19 protein-coding genes and 1 pseudogene are annotated in these 25,386 nt (G+C 65.7%); 4 read left to right on the forward strand and 16 right to left on the reverse strand.

The window, feature by feature from the left end:
- Positions 1 to 246: 246 nt before the first annotated feature.
- Genes BRA1417_RS0118050 through BRA1417_RS0118060 form a run of 3 tightly spaced genes read left to right on the forward strand, consistent with a single transcriptional unit; the run spans position 247 to position 5,355 of the window.
- Complete coding sequence (locus BRA1417_RS0118050; protein ID WP_035969420.1) at positions 247 to 927, forward strand: response regulator transcription factor; 681 nt, start codon at positions 247 to 249, stop codon at positions 925 to 927.
- Complete coding sequence (locus BRA1417_RS0118055) at positions 911 to 2,371, forward strand: ATP-binding protein (RefSeq protein ID WP_027516977.1); 1,461 nt, start codon at positions 911 to 913, stop codon at positions 2,369 to 2,371. The genes BRA1417_RS0118050 and BRA1417_RS0118055 overlap by 17 nt, the downstream gene beginning before the upstream one ends.
- Positions 2,368 to 5,355, forward strand: coding sequence for a bifunctional [glutamine synthetase] adenylyltransferase/[glutamine synthetase]-adenylyl-L-tyrosine phosphorylase (locus BRA1417_RS0118060; protein ID WP_027516978.1), 2,988 nt, complete (start codon positions 2,368 to 2,370; stop codon positions 5,353 to 5,355). Before BRA1417_RS0118055 ends, BRA1417_RS0118060 begins: the two co-directional genes overlap by 4 nt.
- On the opposite strand, the gene BRA1417_RS0118065 is transcribed toward BRA1417_RS0118060, so the two are convergent.
- The 5 genes from BRA1417_RS0118065 to BRA1417_RS0118085 are packed head-to-tail and all read right to left on the reverse strand — an operon-like array spanning position 5,312 to position 11,292.
- On the reverse strand, positions 5,312 to 5,545 hold the full coding sequence (locus BRA1417_RS0118065) for a formate dehydrogenase subunit delta (protein ID WP_027516979.1): 234 nt from the start codon (positions 5,543 to 5,545) through the stop codon (positions 5,312 to 5,314). The genes BRA1417_RS0118060 and BRA1417_RS0118065 overlap by 44 nt on opposite strands.
- Positions 5,535 to 6,362, reverse strand: coding sequence for a formate dehydrogenase accessory sulfurtransferase FdhD (fdhD, locus tag BRA1417_RS0118070; RefSeq protein ID WP_027516980.1), 828 nt, complete (start codon positions 6,360 to 6,362; stop codon positions 5,535 to 5,537). The genes BRA1417_RS0118065 and fdhD overlap by 11 nt, the downstream gene beginning before the upstream one ends.
- Positions 6,363 to 6,366: 4 nt before the next feature.
- Entirely contained in the window at positions 6,367 to 9,252 is a 2,886-nt protein-coding gene (fdhF, locus tag BRA1417_RS0118075) for a formate dehydrogenase subunit alpha (protein WP_027516981.1), read from the reverse strand.
- Positions 9,253 to 9,262: 10 nt separating this feature from the next.
- Positions 9,263 to 10,819 (reverse strand): NADH-quinone oxidoreductase subunit NuoF, encoded by a 1,557-nt coding sequence (locus BRA1417_RS0118080; protein ID WP_027516982.1) that lies wholly within the window; start codon positions 10,817 to 10,819, stop codon positions 9,263 to 9,265.
- Positions 10,816 to 11,292 (reverse strand): formate dehydrogenase subunit gamma, encoded by a 477-nt coding sequence (locus BRA1417_RS0118085; RefSeq protein WP_027516983.1) that lies wholly within the window; start codon positions 11,290 to 11,292, stop codon positions 10,816 to 10,818. Before BRA1417_RS0118085 ends, BRA1417_RS0118080 begins: the two co-directional genes overlap by 4 nt.
- Positions 11,293 to 11,514: 222 nt before the next feature.
- Here BRA1417_RS0118085 and BRA1417_RS0118090 point away from each other — a divergent pair, with 222 nt between their 5' ends.
- Positions 11,515 to 12,408 (forward strand): LysR family transcriptional regulator, encoded by an 894-nt coding sequence (locus tag BRA1417_RS0118090; protein WP_027516984.1) that lies wholly within the window; start codon positions 11,515 to 11,517, stop codon positions 12,406 to 12,408.
- Between the two features lie 3 nt (positions 12,409 to 12,411).
- On the opposite strand, the gene BRA1417_RS0118095 is transcribed toward BRA1417_RS0118090, so the two are convergent.
- From BRA1417_RS0118095 to BRA1417_RS0118145, 11 genes and pseudogenes are all read right to left on the reverse strand, one after another.
- Complete coding sequence (locus BRA1417_RS0118095; protein WP_027516985.1) at positions 12,412 to 14,742, reverse strand: PAS domain-containing sensor histidine kinase; 2,331 nt, start codon at positions 14,740 to 14,742, stop codon at positions 12,412 to 12,414.
- Between the two features lie 226 nt (positions 14,743 to 14,968).
- The gene (locus BRA1417_RS0118100) at positions 14,969 to 16,342 is read right to left on the reverse strand and encodes a cation-efflux pump (RefSeq protein ID WP_027516986.1); all 1,374 of its coding nucleotides are present in this window, start codon (positions 16,340 to 16,342) and stop codon (positions 14,969 to 14,971) included.
- Positions 16,343 to 16,550: 208 nt separating this feature from the next.
- Positions 16,551 to 17,521: pseudogene (locus BRA1417_RS40575) on the reverse strand (zinc-binding alcohol dehydrogenase family protein).
- A gap of 25 nt (positions 17,522 to 17,546) precedes the next feature.
- Positions 17,547 to 18,542: a nitronate monooxygenase family protein gene (locus tag BRA1417_RS0118110; protein ID WP_007593350.1), complete on the reverse strand. Its 996-nt coding sequence runs from the start codon at positions 18,540 to 18,542 to the stop codon at positions 17,547 to 17,549.
- Between the two features lie 915 nt (positions 18,543 to 19,457).
- Positions 19,458 to 20,108, reverse strand: a complete 651-nt coding sequence (locus BRA1417_RS0118115) for a hypothetical protein (RefSeq protein ID WP_027516987.1) — start codon at positions 20,106 to 20,108, stop codon at positions 19,458 to 19,460.
- Positions 20,109 to 20,174: 66 nt separating this feature from the next.
- A complete protein-coding gene (locus BRA1417_RS0118120) occupies positions 20,175 to 20,375 on the reverse strand; it encodes a hypothetical protein (protein WP_035968629.1) in 201 nt (66 codons plus the stop codon).
- Between the two features lie 170 nt (positions 20,376 to 20,545).
- The gene (locus tag BRA1417_RS0118125) at positions 20,546 to 21,304 is read right to left on the reverse strand and encodes a hypothetical protein (protein WP_027516989.1); all 759 of its coding nucleotides are present in this window, start codon (positions 21,302 to 21,304) and stop codon (positions 20,546 to 20,548) included.
- A 19-nt stretch (positions 21,305 to 21,323) separates the two neighbouring features.
- Complete coding sequence (locus tag BRA1417_RS0118130) at positions 21,324 to 22,730, reverse strand: hypothetical protein (protein ID WP_027516990.1); 1,407 nt, start codon at positions 22,728 to 22,730, stop codon at positions 21,324 to 21,326.
- Positions 22,731 to 23,047: 317 nt separating this feature from the next.
- Positions 23,048 to 23,833 carry a fumarylacetoacetate hydrolase family protein gene (locus BRA1417_RS0118135; RefSeq protein WP_035968631.1) on the reverse strand — a complete coding sequence of 262 codons (786 nt, stop codon included), beginning with the start codon at positions 23,831 to 23,833 and terminating at the stop codon, positions 23,048 to 23,050.
- A complete protein-coding gene (locus BRA1417_RS0118140; protein WP_027516992.1) occupies positions 23,833 to 24,852 on the reverse strand; it encodes a 2-dehydropantoate 2-reductase in 1,020 nt (339 codons plus the stop codon). The genes BRA1417_RS0118135 and BRA1417_RS0118140 overlap by 1 nt, the downstream gene beginning before the upstream one ends.
- A 104-nt stretch (positions 24,853 to 24,956) precedes the next feature.
- On the reverse strand, positions 24,957 to 25,382 hold the full coding sequence (locus tag BRA1417_RS0118145; protein WP_027516993.1) for a CBS domain-containing protein: 426 nt from the start codon (positions 25,380 to 25,382) through the stop codon (positions 24,957 to 24,959).
- Positions 25,383 to 25,386: the final 4 nt, after the last annotated feature.

Genomic DNA, 25,386 nt, shown 5'->3' on the forward strand with positions numbered 1-25,386 from the left:
GTGTCGCCGGCATCAGTCGCCCCCGCCGACGGCGCCCTTCGGGGGAGCAGCGCAACGTTTGCTTCCCCTGGCTACCTTCCGGTGGAATACGCCCCCCTCCGTCGGAAGGCCTAGGGCGGTGAAGTCCCCCCAGCTTCACCGCCCGCCTTTTTCTCCATGCCAGAGTCTCTCACTCGGCTTGCATGCGATTGCCGCTCGCGCCATGTTTAGAGAAGGTTCACTCCCTTGACCGTTGCCGAACGCACGATGCGCCTCCTCATCATCGAAGACGACCGCGAATCCGCCGACTACCTCGTGAAGGCGTTTCGCGAGGTCGGCCACATTGCCGACCACGCCGCCGACGGCGAGGAAGGCCTCGCCATGGCCGAGAACGGCGATTACGACGTGCTGGTGGTCGACCGCATGCTGCCCAAGCGCGACGGCCTGTCGGTGATCGGCGCGCTCCGCGACAAGGACGATTCGACGCCGGTGTTGATTCTCTCGGCGCTCGGCCAGGTCGACGACCGCATCAAGGGTCTGCGCGCCGGCGGCGACGACTATCTGCCAAAACCCTATTCCTTCGCCGAGCTATTGGCCCGGGTCGAGGTGCTGTCGCGCCGCCGCGGCGGTCCGGCCGAGGACACGCTGTACCGCGTCGGCGATCTCGAGCTCGACCGGCTCTCCCACCGCGTCGCGCGGGGCAAGGACGAGCTGACGCTGCAGCCGCGCGAATTCCGCCTGCTCGAATATTTGATGAAGCATGCAGGCCAGGTGGTGACCCGCACCATGCTGCTGGAGAACGTGTGGGACTATCATTTCGATCCGCAGACCAACGTGATCGACGTGCACATTTCGCGGCTGCGTTCCAAGATCGACAAGGGTTTTGAGCGGCCGCTGCTGCACACGATCCGCGGCGCGGGATACATGATCCGTGACGGCATTCGGTAAACTCGTCCGCACCACGGCATTCCGGCTGACGCTGGTCTATTTGCTGTTGTTCGCGATGTTCGCGGCCTCGCTGCTGGCCTATTTCGCCTGGAATACGCGGCGGCTGATCACCGAGGAGATCACGCAGACGGTCAATGCCGAGACGTCGGAGATCAACGAGATCTACGGCCGCCGGGGCTTGCGCGCTCTCGTGCTCGCGATCGAGTACCGCGCGCTGCGGCCGGGCGCTAACCTCTATCTGGTGACGACGCCGACGGGCCAGTCGATCGCCGGCAACGTCGGCTCGCTCGCGCCCGGCGTGATGGCGACGCGCGGCTGGTCCGAGACCGCCTACCGGCGGATCGAGGATGCCGATGATCGGGACCATCTTGCGCTCGTCCGCGTCACCGAATTGGAAAACGGCTTCCGGCTTCTGATCGGACGCGATCTGGCCGAGCGGCGACGGCTGTTCGGCATCGTGGCGAAGGCCGCGCAATGGTCGATCCTGATCGTCGTGGTGCTCGGCCTTGGCGGCGGCATCTTCGTGGCGCGCAGGGTGCTCAGGCGCATCGACGCGATGAGCGGCACCGCCCATCGCATCATGACCGGCGATCTCAGCGAACGCCTGCCGGTGGGGCGCAGCGGTGACGAGCTCGATCGCCTGGCCGAAAACCTCAACGCCATGCTGGAGCGGATCGAGGCGTTGATGGCGGGGCTGAAGGAGGTCTCCGACAACATCGCCCATGACCTCAAGACGCCGCTGACGCGCCTGCGCAACCGTGCCGAGGAGGCGCTGGCGAAATCCGGCGGCGAGGCCGACTACCGCGCCGCGCTGGAGCGGACCATCGAGGAATCCGACGGGCTGATCCGCACCTTTAACGCCCTGCTGATGATCGCGCGCGCCGAGTCCGGGCAGGCGCGCGGCAACATGGATGATTTCGACGCGGCTGATGTCGCCAACGGCATTCACGAGCTCTACGAGCCGCTGGCCGAAGACGACGGCATGACCTTGAAGGTCAGGTGCGAGCCGACGCCGGTTCACGCCAACCGCGAATTGATCAGCCAGGCCCTCGCCAATCTTGTCGAGAATGCGATCAAATACGGCAAGCCGGCCGCGCAGCCGGCGGGAACTGTGGTCAGCATGGAGGGCAGGCAGATCACGATCGAATCGAGGCGCGAGGGCGATCAGGTCCTGCTCAGCGTCACCGATCGCGGTCCCGGCATCCCCGAAGCCGACCGCAAGCATGTCGTGGAACGATTCGTGCGGCTGGAAGCCAGCCGCACGCTGCCTGGATCCGGCCTCGGCCTCAGTCTCGCCTCCGCGGTCGCGACATTGCATGGCGGTGAGTTGAGGCTGGGTGACGCCCAGCCCGGGCTTGTCGCCACGCTAGTGCTGCCGGCGCGCGCGGGGGCCGGCGACAGGGTTGCTCCGCCAATGCCGGATGTGCCACAGAAGGTGGCATGAACCATTCCGCGCCGGGAAACGCGGACAAGCATGGTGAGAGACTTGCCGCACGCTTCGCGGAGGCTCCCCATATTGCCGCTTCCGTCACCGACCAAGGACGTTTTGAAAGCTGGCTGGCCGAGCTCGAGCCCGCGCAATTCACTCGTCTTGAAGCGCTGCTGGCTCACCGCTTCGCGCGGGACATCCTGGCCGGCATTGCGGAATTCTCGCCTTATCTGTTTGAGCTGGTGCGCGCTGATCCGCAGCGTCTGATCCGGCTGCTGGAATGCGATCCGGATGCGCATCTCGCCACGCTGGTCGCGGAGGCGAGCGGCGCCGTGCTCGCGGCATCCGACGAAGCCGAGGTGATGCGGCTGCTGCGCCGCATGAAGGCGGAGGCCGCGCTCCTGATCGCACTGTGCGACATCGGCGGGGTCTGGCCGGTGATGCGGGTGACCGCAGCGCTCACCGATGTCGCAGTGTCCTCGGTGCGGGCGGCGCTTCAATACCTGCTGCGGCAGGAAGCCGCGCGCGGCAGGCTCTCGCCGCCCAATCCCGAGGCGCCGGAGGAGGGCTGCGGGCTGATCGTGCTTGCGATGGGCAAGATGGGCGCAGGCGAGCTGAACTATTCCAGCGACATCGATCTCATCGTGTTTTTCGATCCCGACAATACGACGCTGGCCGCGGACATCGAACCCCAGCCATTCTTCGTGAGGGTGACGCAGGGGATGGCACGCATTCTCCAGCAGCGCACCTATGACGGTTACGTCTTCCGCGTCGATCTGCGCCTGCGTCCCGATCCATCCTCGACGCAGGTGGCGATTTCGCGCGAGGCCGCGCTGAATTATTACGAGCGGGAAGGGCGCACCTGGGAGCGCGCCGCGATGATCAAGGCGCGCGCCTGCGCCGGCGATCCCAGGGCGGGCGAGGCGCTGCTCGCGGAGATCGCGCCCTTCGTCTGGCGCAAGCATCTCGACTTCGCCGCGCTTGCCGACGTTCACGACATGAAGCGGCAGATGCAGACCTATCGCGGCCAGAGCGAGGTCGCGGTCGAAGGCCATAACGTGAAGGTCGGGCGCGGCGGAATCCGCGAGATCGAGTTCTTCGCCCAGACCCAGCAATTGATCGCCGGCGGCCGGCATCCCGAACTGCGCGTGCGGCCGACACTCGCCGCGCTCGGCGTGCTTGCTTCCAGCAACTGGATCACGATTGCGGCGCGTGACGAGCTGACCACGGCGTACCAATTCCTGCGCCGGGTCGAGCATCGCCTCCAGATGATCGCCGACGAGCAGACCCATACGCTGCCCGAGGACAAGGAGGCGGTCGAGCGTTTCGCCTGGTTCTTCGGCTATCCGGATCGCGAGGCCTTTGCCCGAGACCTCTTGCGCCAGCTCGAGATCGTTCAGGGCCACTACGAAAAACTGTTCGAGGGCGACGATCCGACCGGGACGGCCAAGCTGCCCGCGCTCGACTACAGCGCGGGTCCCGACGATCCGCGGCTGCTTCAGTATCTGGCCACGCTCGGCTTCAAGAAGCCTGCCGCCGTCGCGCAGACCGTGCGTGACTGGATCACCGGCGAGTACCGCGTGTTCCGCGTCGAGGCGACGCGAAACGCATTCGTCGAATTCGTGCCGGCCCTGATCGACGGTCTCGCTCATGCCGAGGAGCCGGATCGGGCCGTCGTGGCGTTCGACCATTTCCTTGGAGCGCTTCAGCGCGGCGGCCGGCTGATCACGCTGCTCGGCCAGAACCGCGATCTCGTTGCGCTCGTGGCCCTGGTGCTGGGCGCGGCGCCCCGGCTCGGCGAGATGCTGGCGCGGCAGCCGCAGCTCATGGACGGCCTGATCGATCCGCGCTTCTTCGGCGCCATGCCCGACCGGCAGGAATTGTCAGGGCGGCTCGCGAGCACGGTGCAGGATGCCGGCTCTTACGAAGAGTTCCTCGACCGCCTGCGCCTGTTCGGGCAGGAGAGCCTGTTCCTGATCGGCACGCGCATTCTCTCCGGCACGGTCTCGGCACAGCAGGCGAGCACGGCCTTTGCCGACGTCGCCGAGGGCATCGTGCATACCGTGCATGGTCTCGTCGCCGACCGCTTCGCCGCCCAGCATGGCCGGATCAAGGGGCAGGAGAGCGCAATCATCGCGATGGGCCGGCTCGGCAGCCGGGAGATGACCGCGTCGTCCGATCTCGACCTGATCCTGCTTTACGATTTCGACAGCGACAATCCGGACTCCGACGGTGCGAAGTCACTGCAAGGTGCGCACTACTTCGCCCGCTTCACCCAGCGCCTGATCAGCGCGTTCACGACGCGCACCAATTACGGGGTTCTTTACGAAATCGACATGCGGCTGCGCCCCTCGGGGCGGGCCGGCCCTGTGGCCTCGAGCCTCGTCTCGTTCGCGGACTACCAGGCCAACGAGGCCTGGACCTGGGAGCACATGGCGCTGACGCGGGCGCGCGTCGTGTCGGCTTCGCCCGAATTCCGGGAGCGGATCGAGCGCGTGATCCGCGATGTCCTGACCCGTCGCCGCGATCGCGCAATCACCGCCAACGACGTTGCCGACATGCGGCGTGCGATTGCCCAGGAGAAGGGCGAGGCCGATTGCTGGGATCTCAAATATGCCGCCGGCGGCATGGTCGACATCGACTTCATCGCGCAATATCTCCAGCTCGTGCATGCGCACGAGAAACCGGAAATTCTCGACGTCGGCACCACGCAGGTGCTGGACAATGCATGCAGGCTCGGCGTGCTCGCGCAATCGGAGACCGAGATATTGCGTGCCGCGGCGCGGCTCTATCACGACCTGACGCAGATCCTGCGGCTCTGCGTCAGCGACCGGTTCAAGCCGGAAACCGCCGGCACCGACCTCTTGCGCGTGATGGCACGCGCCGGCGACGCGCCGCATTTCTCCTCGCTGGAGGCGCGCGTGAAGGAGACGCAGAGCGAGGTGCGTCGTGTCTTCAGGGCGCTGCTGGAAGGGACGTCGTCGGCTTCAGCGAGGTGAGCGCCTCCCGCACGTTCGGCTCCAGGCCCGCGCCGCCGGCATCGAGATGGGCGAAGATCGCGCGCTTCATCCGCGGATCCCAGAACTTCTTGATGTGGTCGGCGATGCCCGGCACGGCCTTGTCGTGGCCCTGGCTCCGGAAGAACGTGCCGATCTGGTTGGCCATGTAGATCAGGCGGTCAGGCGACATCGGCAACCTCCGTGGCATGACGGGCGACAACCCGGCCGCCATGCGAAAACACTTCGAACCCGTCCTGCCGGGCAATGGCAATCAGCGTGATGCCGGCGGCCGCCGCGGTGCGCACCGCGAGCGCGGTCGGCGCAGAGACTGCGACCATCACCGGCGCGCCGATGGCGGCAGTCTTCTGCACCATCTCGACCGAGACGCGGCTCGTCAGCAGCACGATGCCGTCGCTGGCAGCCGTGCGGCTGCGCGCCAGCGAACCGGCGAGCTTGTCGAGCGCGTTGTGGCGGCCGACATCCTCGCGCAGCGCGACGATACCGCAGGCAGGCGACCAGAACGCGGCGGCATGAACGGCGCGGGTTTGCAAATTGATCGATTGCAGCGGTGCGATGGCCTGCATCGCCGCCATGACCTGCTCGAGCGTAAACGTCTGTCCCTGCGGCACGACGGCCGCAGGCCGCACCGCCTCGGCAATCGAGTCGATGCCGCAGAGGCCGCAGCCGGTCGGACCGGCGATGTGGCGGCGGCGCTCGCTGATGCGCGCGGCATTTTCCGGTGCCAGCCACATGCGCAGCTCGATGCCGTCGTCGAGGCGGACGATTTCGAGCGACTTGACGTCATCGACGGATTTGATGATGCCTTCGTCCAGGCTGAAGCCGACCGCGAAATCTTCGAGGTTCTGCGGCGTCCCCATCATGACGGCATAGGTACCGCCATTGTAGGTCAGCGCCAGCGGCGTCTCCTCCGGGATCAGCCGTGCGCCTTCGGACGCGACACCGTCGCGCCAGATCTCGCGGTCGATGGCCTGGACCGGCACGTGCATGCCGCTACTCCGCGGCCTCGGCCGGCGCGATGCGGCGGGAATGCCGCGCCTGCGCGTCGTAGGCCTTCTGCCAGTCGGACGGGCCGTTCGACGGCGAGATCTGCACCGCCGTGACCTTGTATTCGGGGCAGTTGGTCGCCCAATCCGAATAGTCGGTCGTGATGACGTTGGCCTGCGTGTCCGGATGGTGGAACGTGGTGTAGACGACGCCCGGCGCGACGCGATCGGTGATCTCCGCACGCAACGTGGTCTCGCCGGCGCGGCTCTTCAGCCTCACCCAGTCCCCGTCGCGCACGCCGCGCTGTTCGGCATCATGCGGATGGATCTCCAGCCGGTCCTCGGCATGCCAGACCACGTTCTCGGTGCGCCGGGTCTGCGCGCCGACATTGTACTGGCTGAGGATGCGGCCCGTGGTGAGCAGCAGCGGATAGCGCGGGCCGGTGCGTTCGTCGGTCGCGACATATTCGGTGACGACGAACTTGCCCTTGCCGCGGACGAAGCCGTCGATATGCATCACCGGCGTGCCCTCGGGCGCCTTGTCGTTGCAGGGCCATTGCACTGAGCCGAGCTCGTCCAGCTTGGCATAGGAGACGCCGGCGAAGGTCGGGGTCAGCGCCGCGATCTCGTCCATGATCTCGGAAGGATGGCTGTAGCTCATCTCGAAGCCCATGGCCTTGGCGAGGCCGATGGTGACCTCCCAGTCGGCGAGGCCGTTCTTCGGCGTCATCACTTTGCGGACGCGCTGGATGCGGCGCTCGGCGTTGGTGAAGGTGCCGTCCTTCTCCAGGAAGCTGGAGCCAGGCAGGAACACATGGGCGTAGTTCGCGGTCTCGTTCAGGAAGAGGTCGTGGACGATGACGCATTCCATCGCCGATAGTGCTGCTACCACATGCTTGGTGTTGGGATCGGATTGCAGGATGTCCTCGCCCTGCACGTAGATCCCCATGAACGTGCCTTCGACCGCGGCGTCGAACATGTTGGGAATGCGCAGGCCCGGCTCGGGATTGAGCTTGACGTTCCACAGCGCCTCGAACTGGTCCCGCACGGCGTCGCCCGAGATGTGGCGATAGCCGGGCAGCTCGTGCGGGAACGAGCCCATGTCGCAGGAGCCCTGCACGTTGTTCTGGCCGCGCAGCGGGTTCACGCCGACGCCGGGGCGACCAATATTGCCCGTGGCCATCGCGAGGTTGGCGATCGCGATCACGGTGGTCGAACCTTGGCTGTGTTCCGTGACGCCGAGACCGTAATAGATCGCGCCGTTGCCGCCGGTGGCGTAGAGGCGGGCGGCCTCGCGCAGATCCTTCGGATCGACGCCGGTGAGGATAGCGGTTGCCTCCGGGCTGTTGTTCGGCTGGGCGACGAACGCCGCCCATTCCTCGAACTCGCTCCAGTCGCAGCGTTCGCGCACGAAGGTTTCGTCGACGAGACCTTCGGTGACGATCACATGCGCCAGTGCCGTTATCACCGCAACGTTGGTGCCGGGCATCAGCGGCAGGTGCAGCGCCTTCACATGCGGCGATTCCACCATCTCGGTACGGCGCGGATCGATCACGATCAGCTTGGCGCCCTGGCGCAGCCGCTTCTTCAGACGGGAGGCGAACACCGGATGGGCCGAAGCGGGGTTGGCGCCAATGATGACGACGACGTCGGTGTCCTCGACCGAGTCGAAATCCTGCGTGCCGGCAGAGGTGCCGAACGTGGTCGAGAGGCCATAACCGGTCGGGGAGTGGCAGACGCGGGCGCAGGTGTCGACGTTGTTGTTGCCGAAGCCGGCGCGGATCAGCTTCTGCACCAGATAGGTCTCTTCATTGGTGCAGCGGGACGATGTGATGCCACCGATGGCGTCGCGGCCGTATTTCTTCTGGATGCCGCGCATCCTGTCGGCGGCAAACGAGAAGGCCTCGTCCCACGACACTTCGCGCCAGGGATCCTCGATCCGCTCGCGGATCATCGGGTTGAGGATGCGTTCCCGGTGGTTGGTGTACCCCCAGGCGAAGCGGCCCTTGACGCAGGAATGGCCGCGATTGGCCTTGCCGTCCTTGTACGGCACCATGCGGACGACTTCCTCGCCGCGCATCTCGGCCTTGAAGGCGCAGCCGACGCCGCAATAGGCGCAGGTGGTGACGACCGAGTGTTCTGGCTGGCCGATCTCGATCACGGATTTCTCGGTCAGCGTCGCAGTCGGGCAGGCCTGCACGCAGGCGCCGCAGGAGACGCATTCGGAGCCGAGGAAGCTCTCGCTCATGCCGGGCGACACGCGGCTGTCGAAGCCGCGGCCGGAGATCGTGAGCGCGAAGGTGCCTTGCACCTCCTCGCAGGCGCGGACGCAGCGCGAGCAGACGATGCACTTGGAGGGATCGTAGGTGAAGTACGGGTTGGACTCGTCCTTCGGCATCCAGGCGGCGTTGATCTCGCCATTGGACTTGCCAGGTGTCCTGGCGAAGACGTGGTTCTCGCCCTCATAACCGTAGCGCACGTCGCGCAGGCCCACGGCGCCGGCCATGTCCTGCAACTCGCAATCACCGTTGGCACCGCAGGTGAGGCAGTCGAGCGGATGGTCTGAGATGTAGAGCTCCATCACGCCCTTGCGCAGCTTCTTCAGCCGTTCGCTCTGGGTGTGCACAATCAGACCGGACATGACAGGCGTGGTGCAGGAGGCCGGCGTTCCGGCGCGGCCCTCGATTTCGACGACGCAAAGGCGGCACGAGCCGAACGCATCGACCATGTCAGTCGCACAGAGTTTCGGGATCTGGTGGCCGGCATCCATCGCCGCCCGCATGATCGAGGTGCCCTCGGGCACCGTGACCTGGTTGCCGTCGATGGTCAGTGTCACCATCGTTTCCGATTTCGAGCGCGGCGTACCGAAGTCGATTTCTTCGATCAGAGACATTGTCGTTCTCCTATTCCGCGGCCTGAAGCGTGCTCGGGGCCGGGACGAAATCCTCCCGGAAATGCTTCAATGCGCTGAGCACGGGGTAGGGCGTGAAGCCGCCGAGCGCGCAGAGCGAGCCGAATTTCATGGTGTTGCAGAGGTCTTCGACGAGAGCGAGGTTTTCACTCACGCGCTCGCCCTTGATGATCTTCTCGATGGTCTCGACGCCGCGGGTCGAGCCGATCCGGCACGGCGTGCACTTGCCGCAGGATTCGATGGCGCAGAATTCCATGGCGAAACGCGCCTGCTTGCGCATGTCGACACTGTCGTCGAACACGACGATGCCGCCATGGCCGATCAGGCCGTCGCGCGCGGCGAAGGCCTCGTAGTCGAACGGCGTATCGAACAGCGCGCGCGGGAAGTAGGCGCCCAAGGGACCTCCGACCTGCACCGCGCGGATCGGGCGGCCCGTGAACGTGCCGCCGCCGATGTCCTCGACGAGCTCGCCGAGCGTGACGCCGAACGCCGTCTCGAACAGCCCGCCGTGGCGGATGTTGCCGGCGAGCTGGATCGGCATCGTACCGCGCGAGCGGCCAATGCCGAAATCGGCATAGGCCTTGGCGCCTTCGGCCATGATGAAGGGGATGGCGGCGAACGACAGCACGTTGTTGATGACGGTCGGCTTGCCGAACAGGCCGTGATGGGCGGGCAGTGGCGGCTTCGCGCGCACGAGGCCGCGGCGGCCTTCGAGGCTTTCCAGCAGCGAGGTCTCTTCGCCGCAAACGTAAGCGCCGGCGCCGACCCGTACTTCGAGATCGAAGCTGTGTGCGGAGCCGCCGATGTTTGCGCCGAGATAGCCGTCGCGTTGCGCCGCCACGATGGCTGCATTCATCGCCTCGACCGCGTGCGGATACTCGCTGCGGATGTAGATGTAGCCCTTGGTCGCGCCGACGGTGATGCCGGCAGTCGTCATGCCCTCGATGACGAGGAAGGGATCGCCTTCCATGATCATGCGGTCGGCGAAGGTGCCGCTGTCGCCTTCGTCGGCGTTGCAGACGATGAACTTGCGGTCGGCCTTCGCCTGCGCGACGGTCTTCCACTTGATGCCGGTCGGGAAGCCCGCGCCGCCGCGGCCGCGCAGGCCAGACGCCGTCACCTCATTGAGGATCGCTTCCGAGCCGAGCGACAGTGCGCGTTCAAGGCCCTTGTAGCCGCCATGGGCGCGGTAGTCGTCGAGCGAGCGCGGGTCGATCACGCCGCAGCGCGCGAAGGTGAGGCGGGTCTGGCGCTTGAGCCAGGGGATCTCGTCGGTGGCCCCGAGCCGCAGCAGATGCGGCGCGTTGCTCGCGAGCGCGTCGAGCAGGGAGGGCACATCGGTCTCGGTCACAGGGCCGAACGCGATCCGGCCCTGCGGCGTCGCGACTTCGACCAGCGGCTCGAGCCAGTACAGGCCGCGCGAGCCGGTCCTGACGATCCCGACGGCAATGCCACGCTTGGCTGCAGCCTGCTCCAGCGCCAGCGCGACCTCGTCGGCGCCGACCGCAAGCGCGCCCGCGTCGCGAGAGACATATAGACGGATGCTCATCGCTGCGCCTCCGCAACGAGCGCATCGATACGCTTTTCATCGAGTCGGCCGATGAGCCGGCCGTCGAGCATCGCGGATGGCGCGGTCGCGCACAATCCGAGGCAGTAGATCGGCTCCAGCGTGACGCGATCATCGGCCGTGGTGCCGCCCAGCAACACGCCGAGCTTCGCCTCGGCACGCATCGCCAGCGCATCGCCCCCCGCCGCCTGACAGGCCTCCGCGCGGCAGAGCTTCAGCACATGGCGGCCGGCCGGCTTGTGGCGGAAGTCATGATAGAACGTGAACACGCCATGCACTTCGGCGCGGGACAGATTGAGCGCCTGCGCCACCATGGGAATGGCTGCCGCCGGCACGTAGCCGAACGCCTCCTGGAGCGCGTGCAGGATCACCAGCGTCGCGCCTTCCTGCTCGCTGTGTTCGGCGATGATCTCGGCGCCGCGCGTTTCGTCCCAAGGCTCAAAAACCGCTGTCATTCTTCGTTCTCAACCGGAGCGTCTGCTCAGCGCAAACTATTTGGAATCATTCGAAGATCAATAAAGCTGTCTCATGCTGCGATTGCGGATTCCGATCGATTTGTGATGGCAATCATTCGATTTGAAATTGCGATTGGACCCGTCCGCGGGCGGTTTTTGCGTGTTGAACGGGGTGGGGCATGCTAGCTTGCATGCCACCACACAATCCGAGGGGATGAGCGTTTGCTCGACAAGCTTGAACTGTTGCTGGCGCTGGCGAAGGAGCGGCATTTCGGACGCGCGGCGGAGGTCTGCGGCGTGACGCAACCGACGATGTCGACCGGGCTGAAGCAACTCGAGGAGATCCTCGGCGTGATGCTGGTCCAGCGCGGCTCCCGCTTCCAGGGTTTTACGCCGGAAGGCGAGCGGGCGCTCGATTGGGCGCGGCGGATCGTTGGTGATGCCCGTGCGATGCGTGACGAGATCAACGGCCTGAAGCATCAACTCTCCGGCGAGATACGCATTGCCGCAATCCCCACCGTGCTCGGCATGGTCGCCGCGCTGACGACGCCGTTCCGCGCCAGGCATCCCGAGGTGCGTTTCCGCATCCAGTCGACCACGTCATCCGAGGTGTTGGGGTTGCTCGAGAACCTCGAAGTTGATGCGGGGCTGACCTATATCGAGAACGAGCCGATCGGCAAGGTGCGCACCATCCCGCTCTACAGCGAGAGCTATCGTCTGCTCACCGCGCCGGATGGAATGTTCGGCGATCGCGAGACGGTGACGTGGCAGGAGGTCGGACAGGTGCCGCTGTGCCTGCTGACGCCCGACATGCAGAACCGCCGCATCATCGACCGCGCGTTACGTTCGGTCGGCGCCGAGGCGACGCCGACCTTGACCTCGAATTCGCTGCTCGTGCTGTTCACGCATGTGAAGACGGGGCGCTGGGCCAGCGTGATGCCGGCCAAGCTCGCCGAGACGCTCGGCCTGTCCGATACGGTGCGCTCGATCCCGATCACCGATCCCGATGTCAATTACAGCATCGGCATGGTGATCCCGCAGCGTGATCCGATGACGCCGTTGATCGCGGCGCTGGTCAATGTCGCGCGGGAAGTGGCGCCGTCGCTGCAATCGTAGCCATCAGGCCGCGGCCGATATTCCTGACGCCGACTTGATCGCGTTGCGGGGCAGGGTGACGCGCACGACGGTGCCTACCTCCAGTTTGGAGCGCAGCCGCATCGAGCCGCCATGAAGCTGCGCCAGCGAGCGGGCGATCGCCAGCCCCAGTCCCGAGCCGTGATAGGTCTTGGTGAGCTGGCTCTCGACCTGCTCGAACGGGCGGCCGAGCCGCGCCAGTGAATGCGGCGCGATGCCGATGCCGGTGTCGGCGATCATCAGCACGATCCTGTCGTCGAGCTGTCGGCTGCGCACCACGATGCGTCCGCCGTCGGGCGTGAATTTCACGGCGTTGGAGAGCAGATTGACGATGATCTGCTTGGTGGCGCGGCGGTCGGCGACGACGGAGATGGATTTCGCGATGTCGGCGTCGAGCGTCAGGTGCTTGTCCTGCGCGCGGCCGGTGACGACCCGCAAAGATTCCGCCAGCGTCTGCGCCAGGTCGAGCTCTTCCATATCGAGCTTCATGCGGCCGGCTTCGATCTTGGACATGTCGAGGATGTCGTTGATGACTTCGAGCAGGTAATGCCCGCTGGTCAGGATGTCGTGGCAGTATTCCTGGTACTTCTCCGAGCCGAGCTCGCCGAACATGCCCGAGCCCATGATCTCGGAGAAGCCGATGATCGCGTTCAGCGGCGTGCGCAGCTCGTGGCTCATATTGGCGAGGAATTTCGACTTGGTCTGGTTGGCCTCCTCGGCGCGAGTCTTCTCGCGCTGATATTTCTCGGCGAGATCGGCGAGTTCGCCTGCCTGGCGCTCCAGGGCTGCCTGCGAGCGCTTGAGATCGATGACGGTGGCGCGCAGGCGTAGATCGTTGTCGACCAGCTTCTGTTCGTGCTCTTTGATGCGGGTGATGTCGGTGCCGACCGAGACGTAGCCGCCGTCTTTGGTGCGGCGCTCGCTGATGTGCAGCCAGCTGCCGTCGTCGAGCTGCGCCTCGAAGGTGCGCGCGCCCGGGCCCTGGCTCGCCGTCTCGTTGTGCCGGGTGCGGACCTCCGGCATGCGGCCGACCTCGAGCACGGTCTCGTAGGAGGTGCCGGGGATGACGGCGGAGTCGGGCAGCTTGTGCAGGCGCTGGAAGTGCGAATTGCAGAGCACCAGGCGGTCGCTCGCGTCCCACAGCACGAAGGCTTCGGGAATGGTCTCGATCGCGTCGCGCAGGCGCAAATCGGCTTCCACCGTCCGCTCGGCCAGGCTCTTCTGCTCAGTGATGTCGACGGCGATCCCGATCAGGTGCACGCTGGAGTCGGTCGCGCCGCTGGTCTTTTCGCAGCGGACGCGCAGCCAGATCCAGTGGCCGTCGACATGCTGCATGCGGAAGGTCTGGTCGATGTGGTCGATCTTCTCGGAGATGAGCTGGTCGGCGATCTCGAACAGGTCGATGTCGTCGGACTTCACCAGCGCGTTGACCTCGCCGAAGGTGAGGAGCTCGTTGCGGCCGTCGAGGCCGAGCATGGAAAACATCGACTGTGACCAGAAGATGCGGCCGCGTGACAGGTCCCAGTCCCACAGCCCGCAGCGGCCGCGGTTGAGCGCGGTGTCGATCCGGCCGCGCACGGCGTCGTTGATCAAATCGCCCTCGCGGGCACGGGTGGACTGCCAGTGGAAGGCGAAGCCGAGGATCAGGACCACGAAGCCGGTGGTGGCCGACAGCGTCACCGACAGCGCGGCGTCCGAGCCCCAGATCGGCTCGTTGCGCTCCTGGATCACGGTGACGAAGCCGGGCAGCGACTTGATCTGCCGCGAGGTCGCCATCGCGGCGTTGCCGTTCGGCAGCGTCATGTCGGAGATGTTGCCGTCCCGCGGCGGCGCCGCCAGCAGCTGCGCCGTCGTGATTGCGTCGAGCAGGCGGTCGTTGCCCGAGGGATCGCTATCGACCGGGATGCGGGCGAGGATGCGGCGGTCGAGTCCAGCCGAGGTGACGATGACGTGGCGGCCCGAAGCGGTGCCCCAGGATGGAATGAGGTCAGGCAGCAGCGCCGGCAGGCTTTCGATGTTCTTCAGCCGCTCCTGGCGCGCGGAGGTGAGGCGGTCGATGCGCTCGGCGAGCAGGTCAGCGAGCGCCGAGATGTCGTGGCGGATGACCAGGCGCTTCTGGCGCGTCTGGTCGACGACCTGCACGAACGCACCGAGGCAGATCGTGATCAGGAACGCGATGATGAGCGTCGGCACGGCACGGCGCAGCGCAGGCTCCGCGATCAGGAGCCGATGATAGGCAGGTCTCGCGATCGATTGCGCCAATCCTTTGATCGAATCGGATTGGACGCACGCGTTCGCGGCGTCTGCACGCGACATGCCTAAAGCCCCCTGGAACCTGCTTGCAACTTGATTTTGGAAGCAGCCCCACATCGCTTCCGAATCATGGTCGATTTGAATCCAGATTTCGCGGGCTGTCGAGAGTCAACGAATCGTTAACGCGAATTTATTCTTATCCAACGCGCAGTTTGTGCGTCGCGCGTCCGCAAACTTACGTGCGCGGCGAGTCCGAAACGAGAACGTGTGACTCCTCGCACATTCTCTGTCACGCGCGCGGCGGTTCGGCGTGACTGATGACGCGCTTCACGCTCGGGAACGCGCGCCGCAACGCGCGTTCGATCGCGTCGACATGCTCGTGCACCCTGATCACGCTCATCGACGGCTCGGCGCGGCAGTGGAAATTGACGATCTCACCGGCGTCGGTGTTGCGGACGCGGACATTGTGGATGTCGTGAATCTCGCCGCCGGCGGCATACTCTGTCAGGGCGGCGGCGATGGCCTGCACCCGTTCCGACGCGGCGTCGACCCCGAACGGCAGTTCCGGTTCCAGCGGCTCGATGTGGACGTCGACCTCGACGTCCGCGCCGAACTCTTCCTGAATGTTGCATTCCAGCGTGTTGGCGACCTCATGGGCGGCGTCGAGCTGCATCCCGGCGTCGACCTCGAGGTCGATGCTGACGATCAGCTTGGCGCCGAGATCGTGCACGGTGACGTGGTGGATGGCGAGGCCCGAATTGTGGGCGATGACCATGATGCGGTCGCGCACGGTCTCGTTGTCGCGCGCCACGGGGACCGCGGTGAAGGTGAGGTCGGTATCGCCGAAGGCCTTCTCGACGGCTGCTTGCGCGTTGCGCTTGATGTCCTCGACCCGGTCGATGGGGTAAGTCCGCGGTACCTTTGCGATCGTGTCGATAAACGTGGTGGCACCGACCATGCGCACGCGGAGCCGCTCGATGTCGATCACACCCGGTACGCTGCGGATCGCGGCCGTGGCCGCCTCGTGCGCGCCTTCCGGAGCGCGGTCCACCAGGGTCTGCACGGTCGAGCCGGCCATGCGCAGGCCGAGCAGGGCGATCATCACGGCCACCGCGGCTGCGGCAGCCGCGTCGCCCCACCAGAAGCCGAGGCCGGCGAGGATCAGGCCCACGATCACGGCGAACGAGCCCATCACGTCGGAGGCGAAATGCAGCGCATCGGCGGCGAGCGCCTGGCTCCTGGTCTCCCGTGCGGCACGGTGCAGGGCACGGGCGCGCCAGAGATTGACGGCGATGTCGATCACCAGCACCACGAACGGCACGGCCGAAATGGTCGGCGGCGCGGTTCCCTCGCGCAGCCGGCTGTAGGACTCGACCAGGATGCCGCCGGCGAGCACGTAGAGCAGGGCGGTCACGCCCAATGCCGAGACGCTTTCGAGTTTGCCGTGGCCGTAATGATGCTCTTCATCCGCCGGCTTGTCGGACACCCGCACCACCGCCCAGGTGATGATGGTGGCGACCAGGTCGATCGAGGAATGCAGCGCCTCGGAAATCAGCGCCAGGGAGCCGATCGCGATGCCGACCGCGAACTTGGCCGCCGCCATGCCGCCACTGGCGAAGATCGAGATCGCTGCGACCGAGGTCTTGTTGTGCTGGGAGCTCATGGCGGGGGATTTAGCAGGCCACGGGTGAACATCAAGCGACGATCCACAGGCGTAGACGCTAGTGAGTTGCAGGAGCGGGATCCCCCTGGTTTTGTAGGGGGCAAAGGCGCGGAGCGCCGTGCCCACCATCTTTCGGGGACGCTGACGCATGCTGGGCACGCTTCGCTTTGCCCACCCGACTAGACTTGGGTCTTTGGCCCCAGGAATGTTACGGCAGCGTCACCACGATCTTGCCGAGGTGCTTGTTCGCCTCCATGTGGTCGAACGCCTTGTCGATGTCGTCGAAGGCAAACACCTTGTCGATCGGCAGCTGCAGTTTTCGCGACTCGACCGCGCCCCAGATGTCCTTGCGGACCTCCTCAAAAATCTCGCGGACCTCCTCGATGGTGCGGGTGCGGAAGGTGACGCCGACATAGTCGACGCGGCGGGCCGCGTGCAGGTCGAAGTTGAAATCGGCATGGGTGCCGCCGAGCCGGCCGACATTGACGATGCGGCCTTTTACTTCGTCGCGGCGAGGTTCTGGTTGGCGACCTTGCCGGAGACCTGGTCGACGATGAGGTCGACACCCTCGCCGTTGGTCGCCTTCAGCACTTCGTCGACCCATGTGGGATCGGAGGAATCGACCGCGAGGTCGGCGCCATACTCTTTCAGCCGGCCGCGGCGGGTGGCATCGGTCGAGGAGCCGATCACGAGTCTCGCGCCCTTGAGCTTCGCAATCTGCATCGCCATCAGGCCGACGCCGGAGCTTGCGCCCTGGATCAGCACGGCTTGCCCGGGCTGCACGCCGCCGATGGTGACGACGGCGTTGTGCATGGTCGCGAGCGCGACGGGTAGGGTGGCGGCTTCCTCGAAGTTCATGTTCGAGGGCGCGCGGAACAGCCGGCCGTGATCGGCCAGCGTGTATTCGGCAAACGCCGCGCCGCCCGAGCCCATGATACGGTCGCCGACCTTGACGCCCTTGGCATCCGGTCCGAGCGCGGCGACCTCGCCGGCCCATTCCATGCCGAGCACGGTGCCGGCGCCGCCGGCCGCACCATGGGCGTGGCCCTTGCGCATGCCGGTGTCGGCGCGATTGAGGCCACAGGCGCGGACCCGGACCAGCACCTGCGTGCCTTCAGGCTTTGGTAGAGCGACGTCGGAAATCGTAGCGCCACCAGGGCCGTAGACATAAGCCTTCATGTATTGCTCTCGCTTCTTGCAGTGATTATTCCGCAGCTTGCGCTGTCGGATGAACGATCATGCCTTCGAGCCGGCTGCGAATGATGGCCTCCGCTTCGCGCACGATGCGGGAGATCAGTTCGGCGCAGGTCGGGATGTCCTGGATCAGGCCCTGGACCTGACCCGCCGACCAGATGCCTTCGTCCGAGTTGCCGGTCGCGTAGACCATCTTGCCGCGCGCGCCCGCGACGAGCTCGCGAATGTCCTCGAACTTGGCGCCTTCCTTCTCCATCGCGACGACCTTGGTCGAGATCTCGTTCCTGGCGACGCGGGAGGTGTTGCGCATGGTGCGGAAGATCAGCTCGGTCTCGCGCTCGTCATTGGCGACGATCTTCTCCTTGATGAGCTGATGAATGGGGCTCTCTTTGGTCGCCATGAAGCGCGTGCCCATGTTGATGCCTTCGGCGCCCAGCGCCAGTGCGGCGACGAGGCCGCGGGCGTCGGCAAAGCCGCCGGAGGCGATCATCGGGATCTTGATCTTGTTGGCAGCGGCCGGGATCAGGATCAGGCCGGGGGTGTCGTCCTCGCCGGGATGGCCCGCGCATTCGAACCCGTCGATCGAGATGGCGTCGACGCCCATGCGCTCGGCCGAAAGCCCGTGGCGAACGCTGGTGCATTTGTGCACGACCTTGACACCGTGCTTCCTGAACTCGTCGACGTGCTCCTGCGGCTTGTTGCCGGCGGTTTCGACCACCTTGATGCCGCTCTCGATAATGGCGGCGCGGTATTCAGCATAAGGCGGCGGCTTGATCGCGGGCAGGATGGTGAGGTTGACGCCAAACGGCTTGTCGGTGAGATCGCGGCAGCGGGCGATCTCCTTCCTGAGGTCCTCCGGCGTCGGCTGGGTCAGCGCCGTGATGAAGCCGAGCGCTCCGGCATTGGCGACGGCGGCGACCAGCTCGGCGCGCCCGACCCATTGCATGCCGCCCTGGACGATCGGGTGCTCGACGCCGACGAGTTTGGTGAACCGTGTCTGCAGCATGATCTGTTTCCCCCGCCTGCGCGGCGCTCTGTTATCGTTTGATGGCGGCAGGATGCCGCCCGGGTCGGGAAAAGTCTATTGGGACGGCGTGCGGTGGAGGCGGGGCGATCATGCGGGGAATGGGGGGATTCCGCAGGATGGATAATTGAGGTGGTAGCACCGGGGTTGCGCGAGGGTGTTTGTGCGCCGCTGCTTCAATGGCGGAGGATGAGGAGCTTTCGGAGACCATCAACTTGCATTTCCGTCGCAAGGCATGCCTCCGCCCTCTCGCGGCGCATTCGCCCGAGCTTTGGCCGATCGCATCACCCTCGTCGTGACAAGGGCGCAGGGAAGGCCGGGCGCCGGCTGGCACCCGCAAGTCCGTGCGCCAAAGGAATGCACACGGGGTGGACCACAGGTTCGCCGGATCGCCCGGCCTTCCCTGCGCGATGGTTTTAACGTGTCCTTCGTGCTCTCCCCGGGGAGCGATGCACTTTTGCCCCCGTCGCCATGCAGATGACTGATGCGCGCGCCCGGTTGGACCGCCACATCACCGCAGGACTTGACGCACAGACCCCGGGCGTCAGGACCACACGACTTGTTCGTCCGCGCACGTCCTCGCTGGGACTTCGGGAGCTGGCGTGTGCTCGCACCCGAAACCATGCGAAGACGCTGTCGGCGCCGTGTCGTAGGCGCGAAAGCCTGTGCTCACGGTTTCCCGCCCTGCAAGGCTCGCCGCGCCCGACGCCGTCGCGTCCATCGCTGCCCAACCCGCGGTTCGTGACGATCGCGATCCGCCCCTTGTCCCGGGTCAGGGTATCGCGTACGTACGACAAATCCGAATTTCGGTAAAGTGGAATATTTTGGCGGACCGGGATTGACACGCGACGCGGGAATTTGCGCGGGTGTTTTGCCCGACGGGCAAGAAAGCTTCAGCTACTCCGCCGACAGCCGCACCATCTGGCGGCCGCCGTTCATTTCCTTGAGGCTGTTGACGAAGTTTTCGGGGCGCTGCCAGCGGTAGGGGACCTTCAATCCCATATACTCGGCGATGTCGCCGATGAAGCCGGTGCAATTGGTGGTCTCGGCATTCCAGATCGGCGAGCTCGCCTGCAATTTCTTGATATAGGCAAACACGCGTTTGGCGTCGGCTTCGTTCAGATAGACGCGGTAGTTCGCGGTCAGATAGTCCGGGTCGAGATCGCCATAGCTCGCGCCGGTCTCCGCCGGCACCCAGGTGAGGTGACCGAGCACATAGGCCCAGGTGTCGCCGGCCGGCGTGAGCCCTGCCACCTCGACGGCGCGCTCGCTGGTCTTGCCGTACCAGACGAAGGCGTGGCCCCAGCTCGCGGCCGTGCGGGCGCGGAAATCGACGTAGTACGGACCTTTCTCCGCGCGTGCGACCGCGCGTCGATTCGCTTGCGGCGCCAGCCGTGATGCGGTCTCGGTCGTGGCAAGCGCGTTTGCGTCGGCAACGCGCTTGTTCGATTCGTGGGCCGAGGCCGAGGGTGTCGTGCACGCGAGCATGGCCGCGAGCGCGAAGCCCGCGAGGATGCAGGGTCCCGATCGATCAGGTTTGTTCGTCACGCTATGCCTTCGACTGTCGGCCACTCACGCAGAGTCTACGCTTGTTTCTGCGTATTTCGCTGCGTGTCAGTAGCGCGCCGCGACGGGGCCGGGCGCCTTGCCGATCGGGGCCTTTCCAACCGGGCTCTTGCCAATCGGCATCTTGCCGATCGGCGCTTGCTCCGAATAGACGGGAACGGGCTGGCGGCGCGGCAGATCCGCAGCGTTCGCAGCCGTCACCAGAGCAAGCGTAGCACCCACGACAAATACAATCTTCTTCACAGTCATACCCCTAGAAGGTTTGGTCCAAACACGGCACCGCCGTGCCCCCAGACACGCCTCACAGAAGGGCGGCCGAATGCGACCACAGTGCGGCATCGGCGCGACATGTTGGCGGCATCTGCCGAGCGCGCCGAAATGTGATGTGTCTGAATGTTCGCCTTCGCGCCGCTCGTTGGTCAGTGATCGGCGCTGAGGCGGAAATGCATCTCGATCTTCGCCGGTGACGCATCGCCCGCCACGCGCCAGGGTGAAAAGCCAGGGGTGGGATCAGGATCGGAGGGGAGATCGATAGGCCAGCTTTGCGTCGGCGAACCCGGAAGCGTCAGGCTGACGGCGCGGTGACGCGTTTTGTACGTCAACGACGTGGAGGCAATGATCGCTTTGCGCTCGCCTTCATGCGCGCGCCAGTTCGGAGGCAAATCGGCATTGGCATAACCTGTCGCTTCCTCGACCTCGATGTGCACATCCTCCGCCTTGTCCGGCAGCGTCATGCCGGCGGGAAGGCGAAACTCGATGTGGAGCGTCATGTAGCCGTGACTGAGATAGGGCGAGCGGATGAGTTCGTACCAGCCCCAATAGCCAAGGATTGCCGCGATGAGCAGAACGGTGAGAGCAAAGGGCGCAGAGAGCCGCGTGGTGTGGTGAGGCGTAGTGTCGGAGGTTTCCGTGGGCGGCTGTGGCGTTGCATTCCGGACCAGGCCGAAGCGCACGAACAGCCAGATGCCGGCGATCAGGCCAACCACACTGCCGATCGGACCGATGTCGAAGAAGGCGCCCATGGCGATGCCGCCATCGCGGTCTGGCCCGGCCAGCGCGATCACCAGTGCGGCAAGGGCGGACCAGCCGGCGAGCGCGCCAAGCAGGGCGGAGAGGAGGCCGAGGATGAAGCGCATGTCCGGATTGGTCGCGCGGATCGGGATCGCGGTTCGAACCATCCCGACGGATCGGGTGCCTTCACCCGATCCGGTTCAGGCTGTTCCGGATCGTCGAGAAGATGCCGCCGATGTCTTTTCGCAAGCCGTCGAGCGCGTTGAAGTTGTCAAAGATGCGGGCGATGCGGTCTTCGACCTCGCGCTTGCTCTTGGTCAGCGCATCGACGCGCGAGGCGAGGGTGACGTCGCCGCTCGCCTCGATCTCGCCGACGGTTTTGGCGACGAGGTCGCGCGTGGTGCCGACGTCCGCGATCAGGGCCTCGATGCCGAACACGGGAGCCTTCAGCGGGACGAGGTCGGCCTGCGACTTCGACAGCTCCGTCTTGAAGGCGTTCAGCGTCGTCAGCGTCTCCTGTAACGCGCCGAGGCGCTGGCGCGACTGGAGAACAAAATCGTTCAGCGCATTCTGGCGGTCGGCAAGCGTTTTGCCGTCGGCGTCGGTCTCGACAGCGGCGAGGGAGCGGTCGAGCTGGGCCCGGCGCTGGCCGAGCTCTTCGAAGTCGAGCCCGATGCTTTTCAGGATGTGGAAGCTGTCGTCGATGCGGGCCAGGCGCTGCTCGATCTCGATCTTGTTCTTCGACAGCGTCTCGACGCGGGTGCCAAGCGGCGCTTCGCCGCCGGTTTCGAGCTCGTCGACGCTCTTGGCGAGGCGCTCATGACTGAGGCCCAGCTCGCCGATCAAGGCATTGAGGCCGGCGTCCGACGCGCGCAGCGGCACCAGCTCGGCGTGGGACTTCGCCAGATCTTCCTTGTACTGGTTCAGGGTCGCAAAGGTGTCCTGGACCGCGCCGACCCGCGACAGCAGCGTCGATACGTCGCGCGCGATGTCCTTGAGCCGGTCGGCGAGATTGTTCTTGCGGTCGTCGGTCTCGAGGTCGTGCAGTGAGCGTTCGATCTGGTTCTGGCGGTCGCGGATCTCGGTGAAAACCGGCTCGACCGCGCGGCGCTGCTCGGCGACCTTGCCGACCATGTCGCGCAGCTCCTGCTGGCGGCGGCGGATTTCGGCGAGCTGGTCGTGCATGTCGGTGGATTCGTTGCGGCCTCGCTGCAGCAGGGCGCGCTGCTCGGTCTCGCCCAGCTTGTCGTGGAGGGCGGAGACGGCCTCCCGGGGATCGCTCTCGATCAGGTGCTGGACGGTGGCGTCGAGGTGGTTCTGCAGGGCGTGGGCGACGACGACGTCCTCGCGGGTCTTCTTGAGGCGGTCGCGCAATGTGTCGAGGCGCCGGTCCTGGCGCGAGAGCCGCCAGGCGGAGGCACCGATCAGTGCCAGCGCCAGAGCCAGGATCGCGCCGGTCGCAATCCGCTGCGGGACAGGCAGGTCTCCGAACCAGGCAGGCAGGTGGCCGACATCGTAACCGAGCGCCTGCTGGGCGAAGATCGCGATGGCAGTGAGCAGAACAAACCAGGCAACCAGGAAAAACAGCCACATGGTGACTTCCTCACGCCGGCGCACATTATCGCCATAATTGCTATTGGAGAGCGGAACCGAGATCAAGGGCAGCGGGCGCTTACCAGAGGTTTCCGGCAGCGCGATCCACGGCTGAATGCGACAGCCGATCGGTGGAGGGCGGTGGAGGGTTGTCGGGGTTTCCCGAGGCGGGTGGGGCGCTGGCACCCTCCGCCGTCATTCCGGGGCGCGCGCAGTGCGAGCCCGGAATCAATTTATCTGCAGTCTCTGCCGCCGGTGGCTTCCGCCCGATGGATTCCGGGCTCGGCGCTACGCGCGCCCCGGAATGACGGATTGCGCTACAGCCGAAACTCGTTGGTCAGCTCGCCAATGCCGTCGATCGCGACGGTCACAATGTTCACCGGCTCTTTCATCACGCCGACGCCGACCGAGGTGCCGACGGCAATGAGGTCGCCGGGGAGCAGGGTCATGTCGTGGGAGATCCTGCTGACCAGCTCCTGCGCGGTGAAGATCATGTCCGATATCGGATAGTTCTGCCGCTCCGCGCCGTTGAGGATGGTGCGGACCACCAGCTTTGCCGGATCGAGACCGGTGGCGATGACGGGGCCGAACGGGCCGTAATCGTCGATGCCCTTGGCCCGCGCCCATTGCGGGAAAGTGGGATCGCTGGTCAGGATGTCGTTGGCAGTGATGTCGTTGACGCAGGTGTAGCCGAAGATGAAGCTGTCCGCTTCCGCCGGCGACACCCGGGCGCAGGTCTTGCCGATGACGATGCCGAGCTCGCCTTCGTACGTGGTCTTGCCATCGTAATAAGACGGACGGCGGATCACCGCGCCTGGCGTCGTGATGCTGGTGGTGGCCTTCAGGAGGTAGAGCGGCTGCGGCGGCTCGGGCTGGTTGAGCTTGGCCGCGAGCGCGTGAAAATTGTTCCAGAGCGCGACGATCTTGCTGGGCGCGCAGGGCGCGAGCAGTTCGACCTCCGACAGCGCCAGCGTCTTGCCGGTTGCCGCATGGCGGCCGAACATGTCGCCCTCATGCACGCTGATGCCTGACGAATTCAGCGTGCCGAAGCCGGTCGCACCGCTCTTGCGGAAGCGGAGCCATTGCTTGATCTCGCCAGCCATCACGCCACCGCCAGTGCGCGCGGATCCGATCGTGTCGAGATGCCGTCGTAGAGGCCGGCGATGCGGGCGCGCTGGGTCACCATCGCCAGCACTGAATCGAGCGCCGGGGTGGCGATGCCGGTGAGGCGGCCCATCTCCTGCACGACGGTGACGAGCGGGTCGATCTCCATCGGGCGGCCGCGCTCGAGATCCTGGAGCATCGAGGTCTTGTGCGCGCCGACCTTGCGGGCGCCTTCGATGCGGCGCTCGACATCGACTCGGAACTTGACGCCGAATGTTTCGGCGATGACTTGCGTCTCCATCATGATCGCGCGCGACAGCGCGCGGGTGGCCGGATCGGTGCAGATCACGTCGAGTGTTGCATGGGTGAGTGCGCTGATCGGGTTGAAGCAGACATTGCCCCACAGCTTGAGCCAGATCTCGTCGCGGATGCGGTCGAGCACCGGCGCTTTCAGCCCGGCTGCGACGAAGAGATCGGCGAGGCGTTGCACGTCCGGGGTGGTCTCGCCGGAAGGCTCGCCGAGCGGAAAGTTGTTGCCGTAGACGTGACGGATCACGCCGGGCGCCTCGATCTCGGTGGCGGGATAGACGATGCAGCCGATGGCGCGCTCGGCGCCGATTTCGCGCCACTGCCGTCCGCCGGGGTCGATGCTCTCCAGCGTCGAATTCTCGTACTGGCCGCCATGCTTGTAGAAGTACCAATAGGGGATGCCGTTGACGGCGGTGACGATGCGGGTGTGGGGGCCGAGCAGCGGCTGCATTGTCTCGATCACGCCGGTGATCGAGTGCGCCTTCAGCGTGATGATGATGTAGTCCTGCACGCCGAGCTCGGCCGGGTCATCTGTGCAGCGCGGATGCACGTTGTGCTTCTCCTCGCCCGCCAGCAGCGTCAGGCCGCGCTCGCGCATCGCGGCAAGGTGCGCGCCGCGTGCGACCAGGCTGACGTCCGCGCCCGCGCGCGCGAGCTGAACCCCGAGATATCCGCCGATTGCGCCGGCGCCGTAGATGCAGATCTTCATGGAATCCTCGCGAAGCAACGGAAGCCGGATTTCGGGACGAAAGATCCGGTCCGGCTCGGAAGGGTCCGAGCCGGGTCCGGTAGTCGCAGGGGAAGTGAGGCGCTTTAAGCTGCTTGCGGCGTGCCGTTGAGTGCTTCGTCGATGACGGCCGCGATGTCACGCATGCTGATGACCGAGACGAGGCTGTAATCGTCGATGACAGGCAGGTGCCGGATGTGATTCCGGTTCATCAGATGGCGGACGTGCTCGATCGTGTCGCTCGAGGTGCAGGACACGAGTTGCTGCACCGAGACGAGCTGCGAGACCTTGACGTTGACGGCATTGACGCCGTGCTCGGCGACCGCGCGCACGACGTCGCGCTCGGTGAACATGCCGACCGCGGTGTTACCCTCGGAGCGGACCACGTCCTTCACCACCAGTGCGCTGATATTGTTGGCGCGCATCAGCTTGGCGGCGATACCCACCGTTTCGTTCATTCGCACCGTGACAACGCGCGGTGTCTTCTTGCGCAGAATGTCTCCGACCAGCATTGCA

This window comes from Bradyrhizobium sp. WSM1417 (assembly GCF_000515415.1).
Taxonomy (GTDB): Bacteria; Pseudomonadota; Alphaproteobacteria; order Rhizobiales; family Xanthobacteraceae; genus Bradyrhizobium.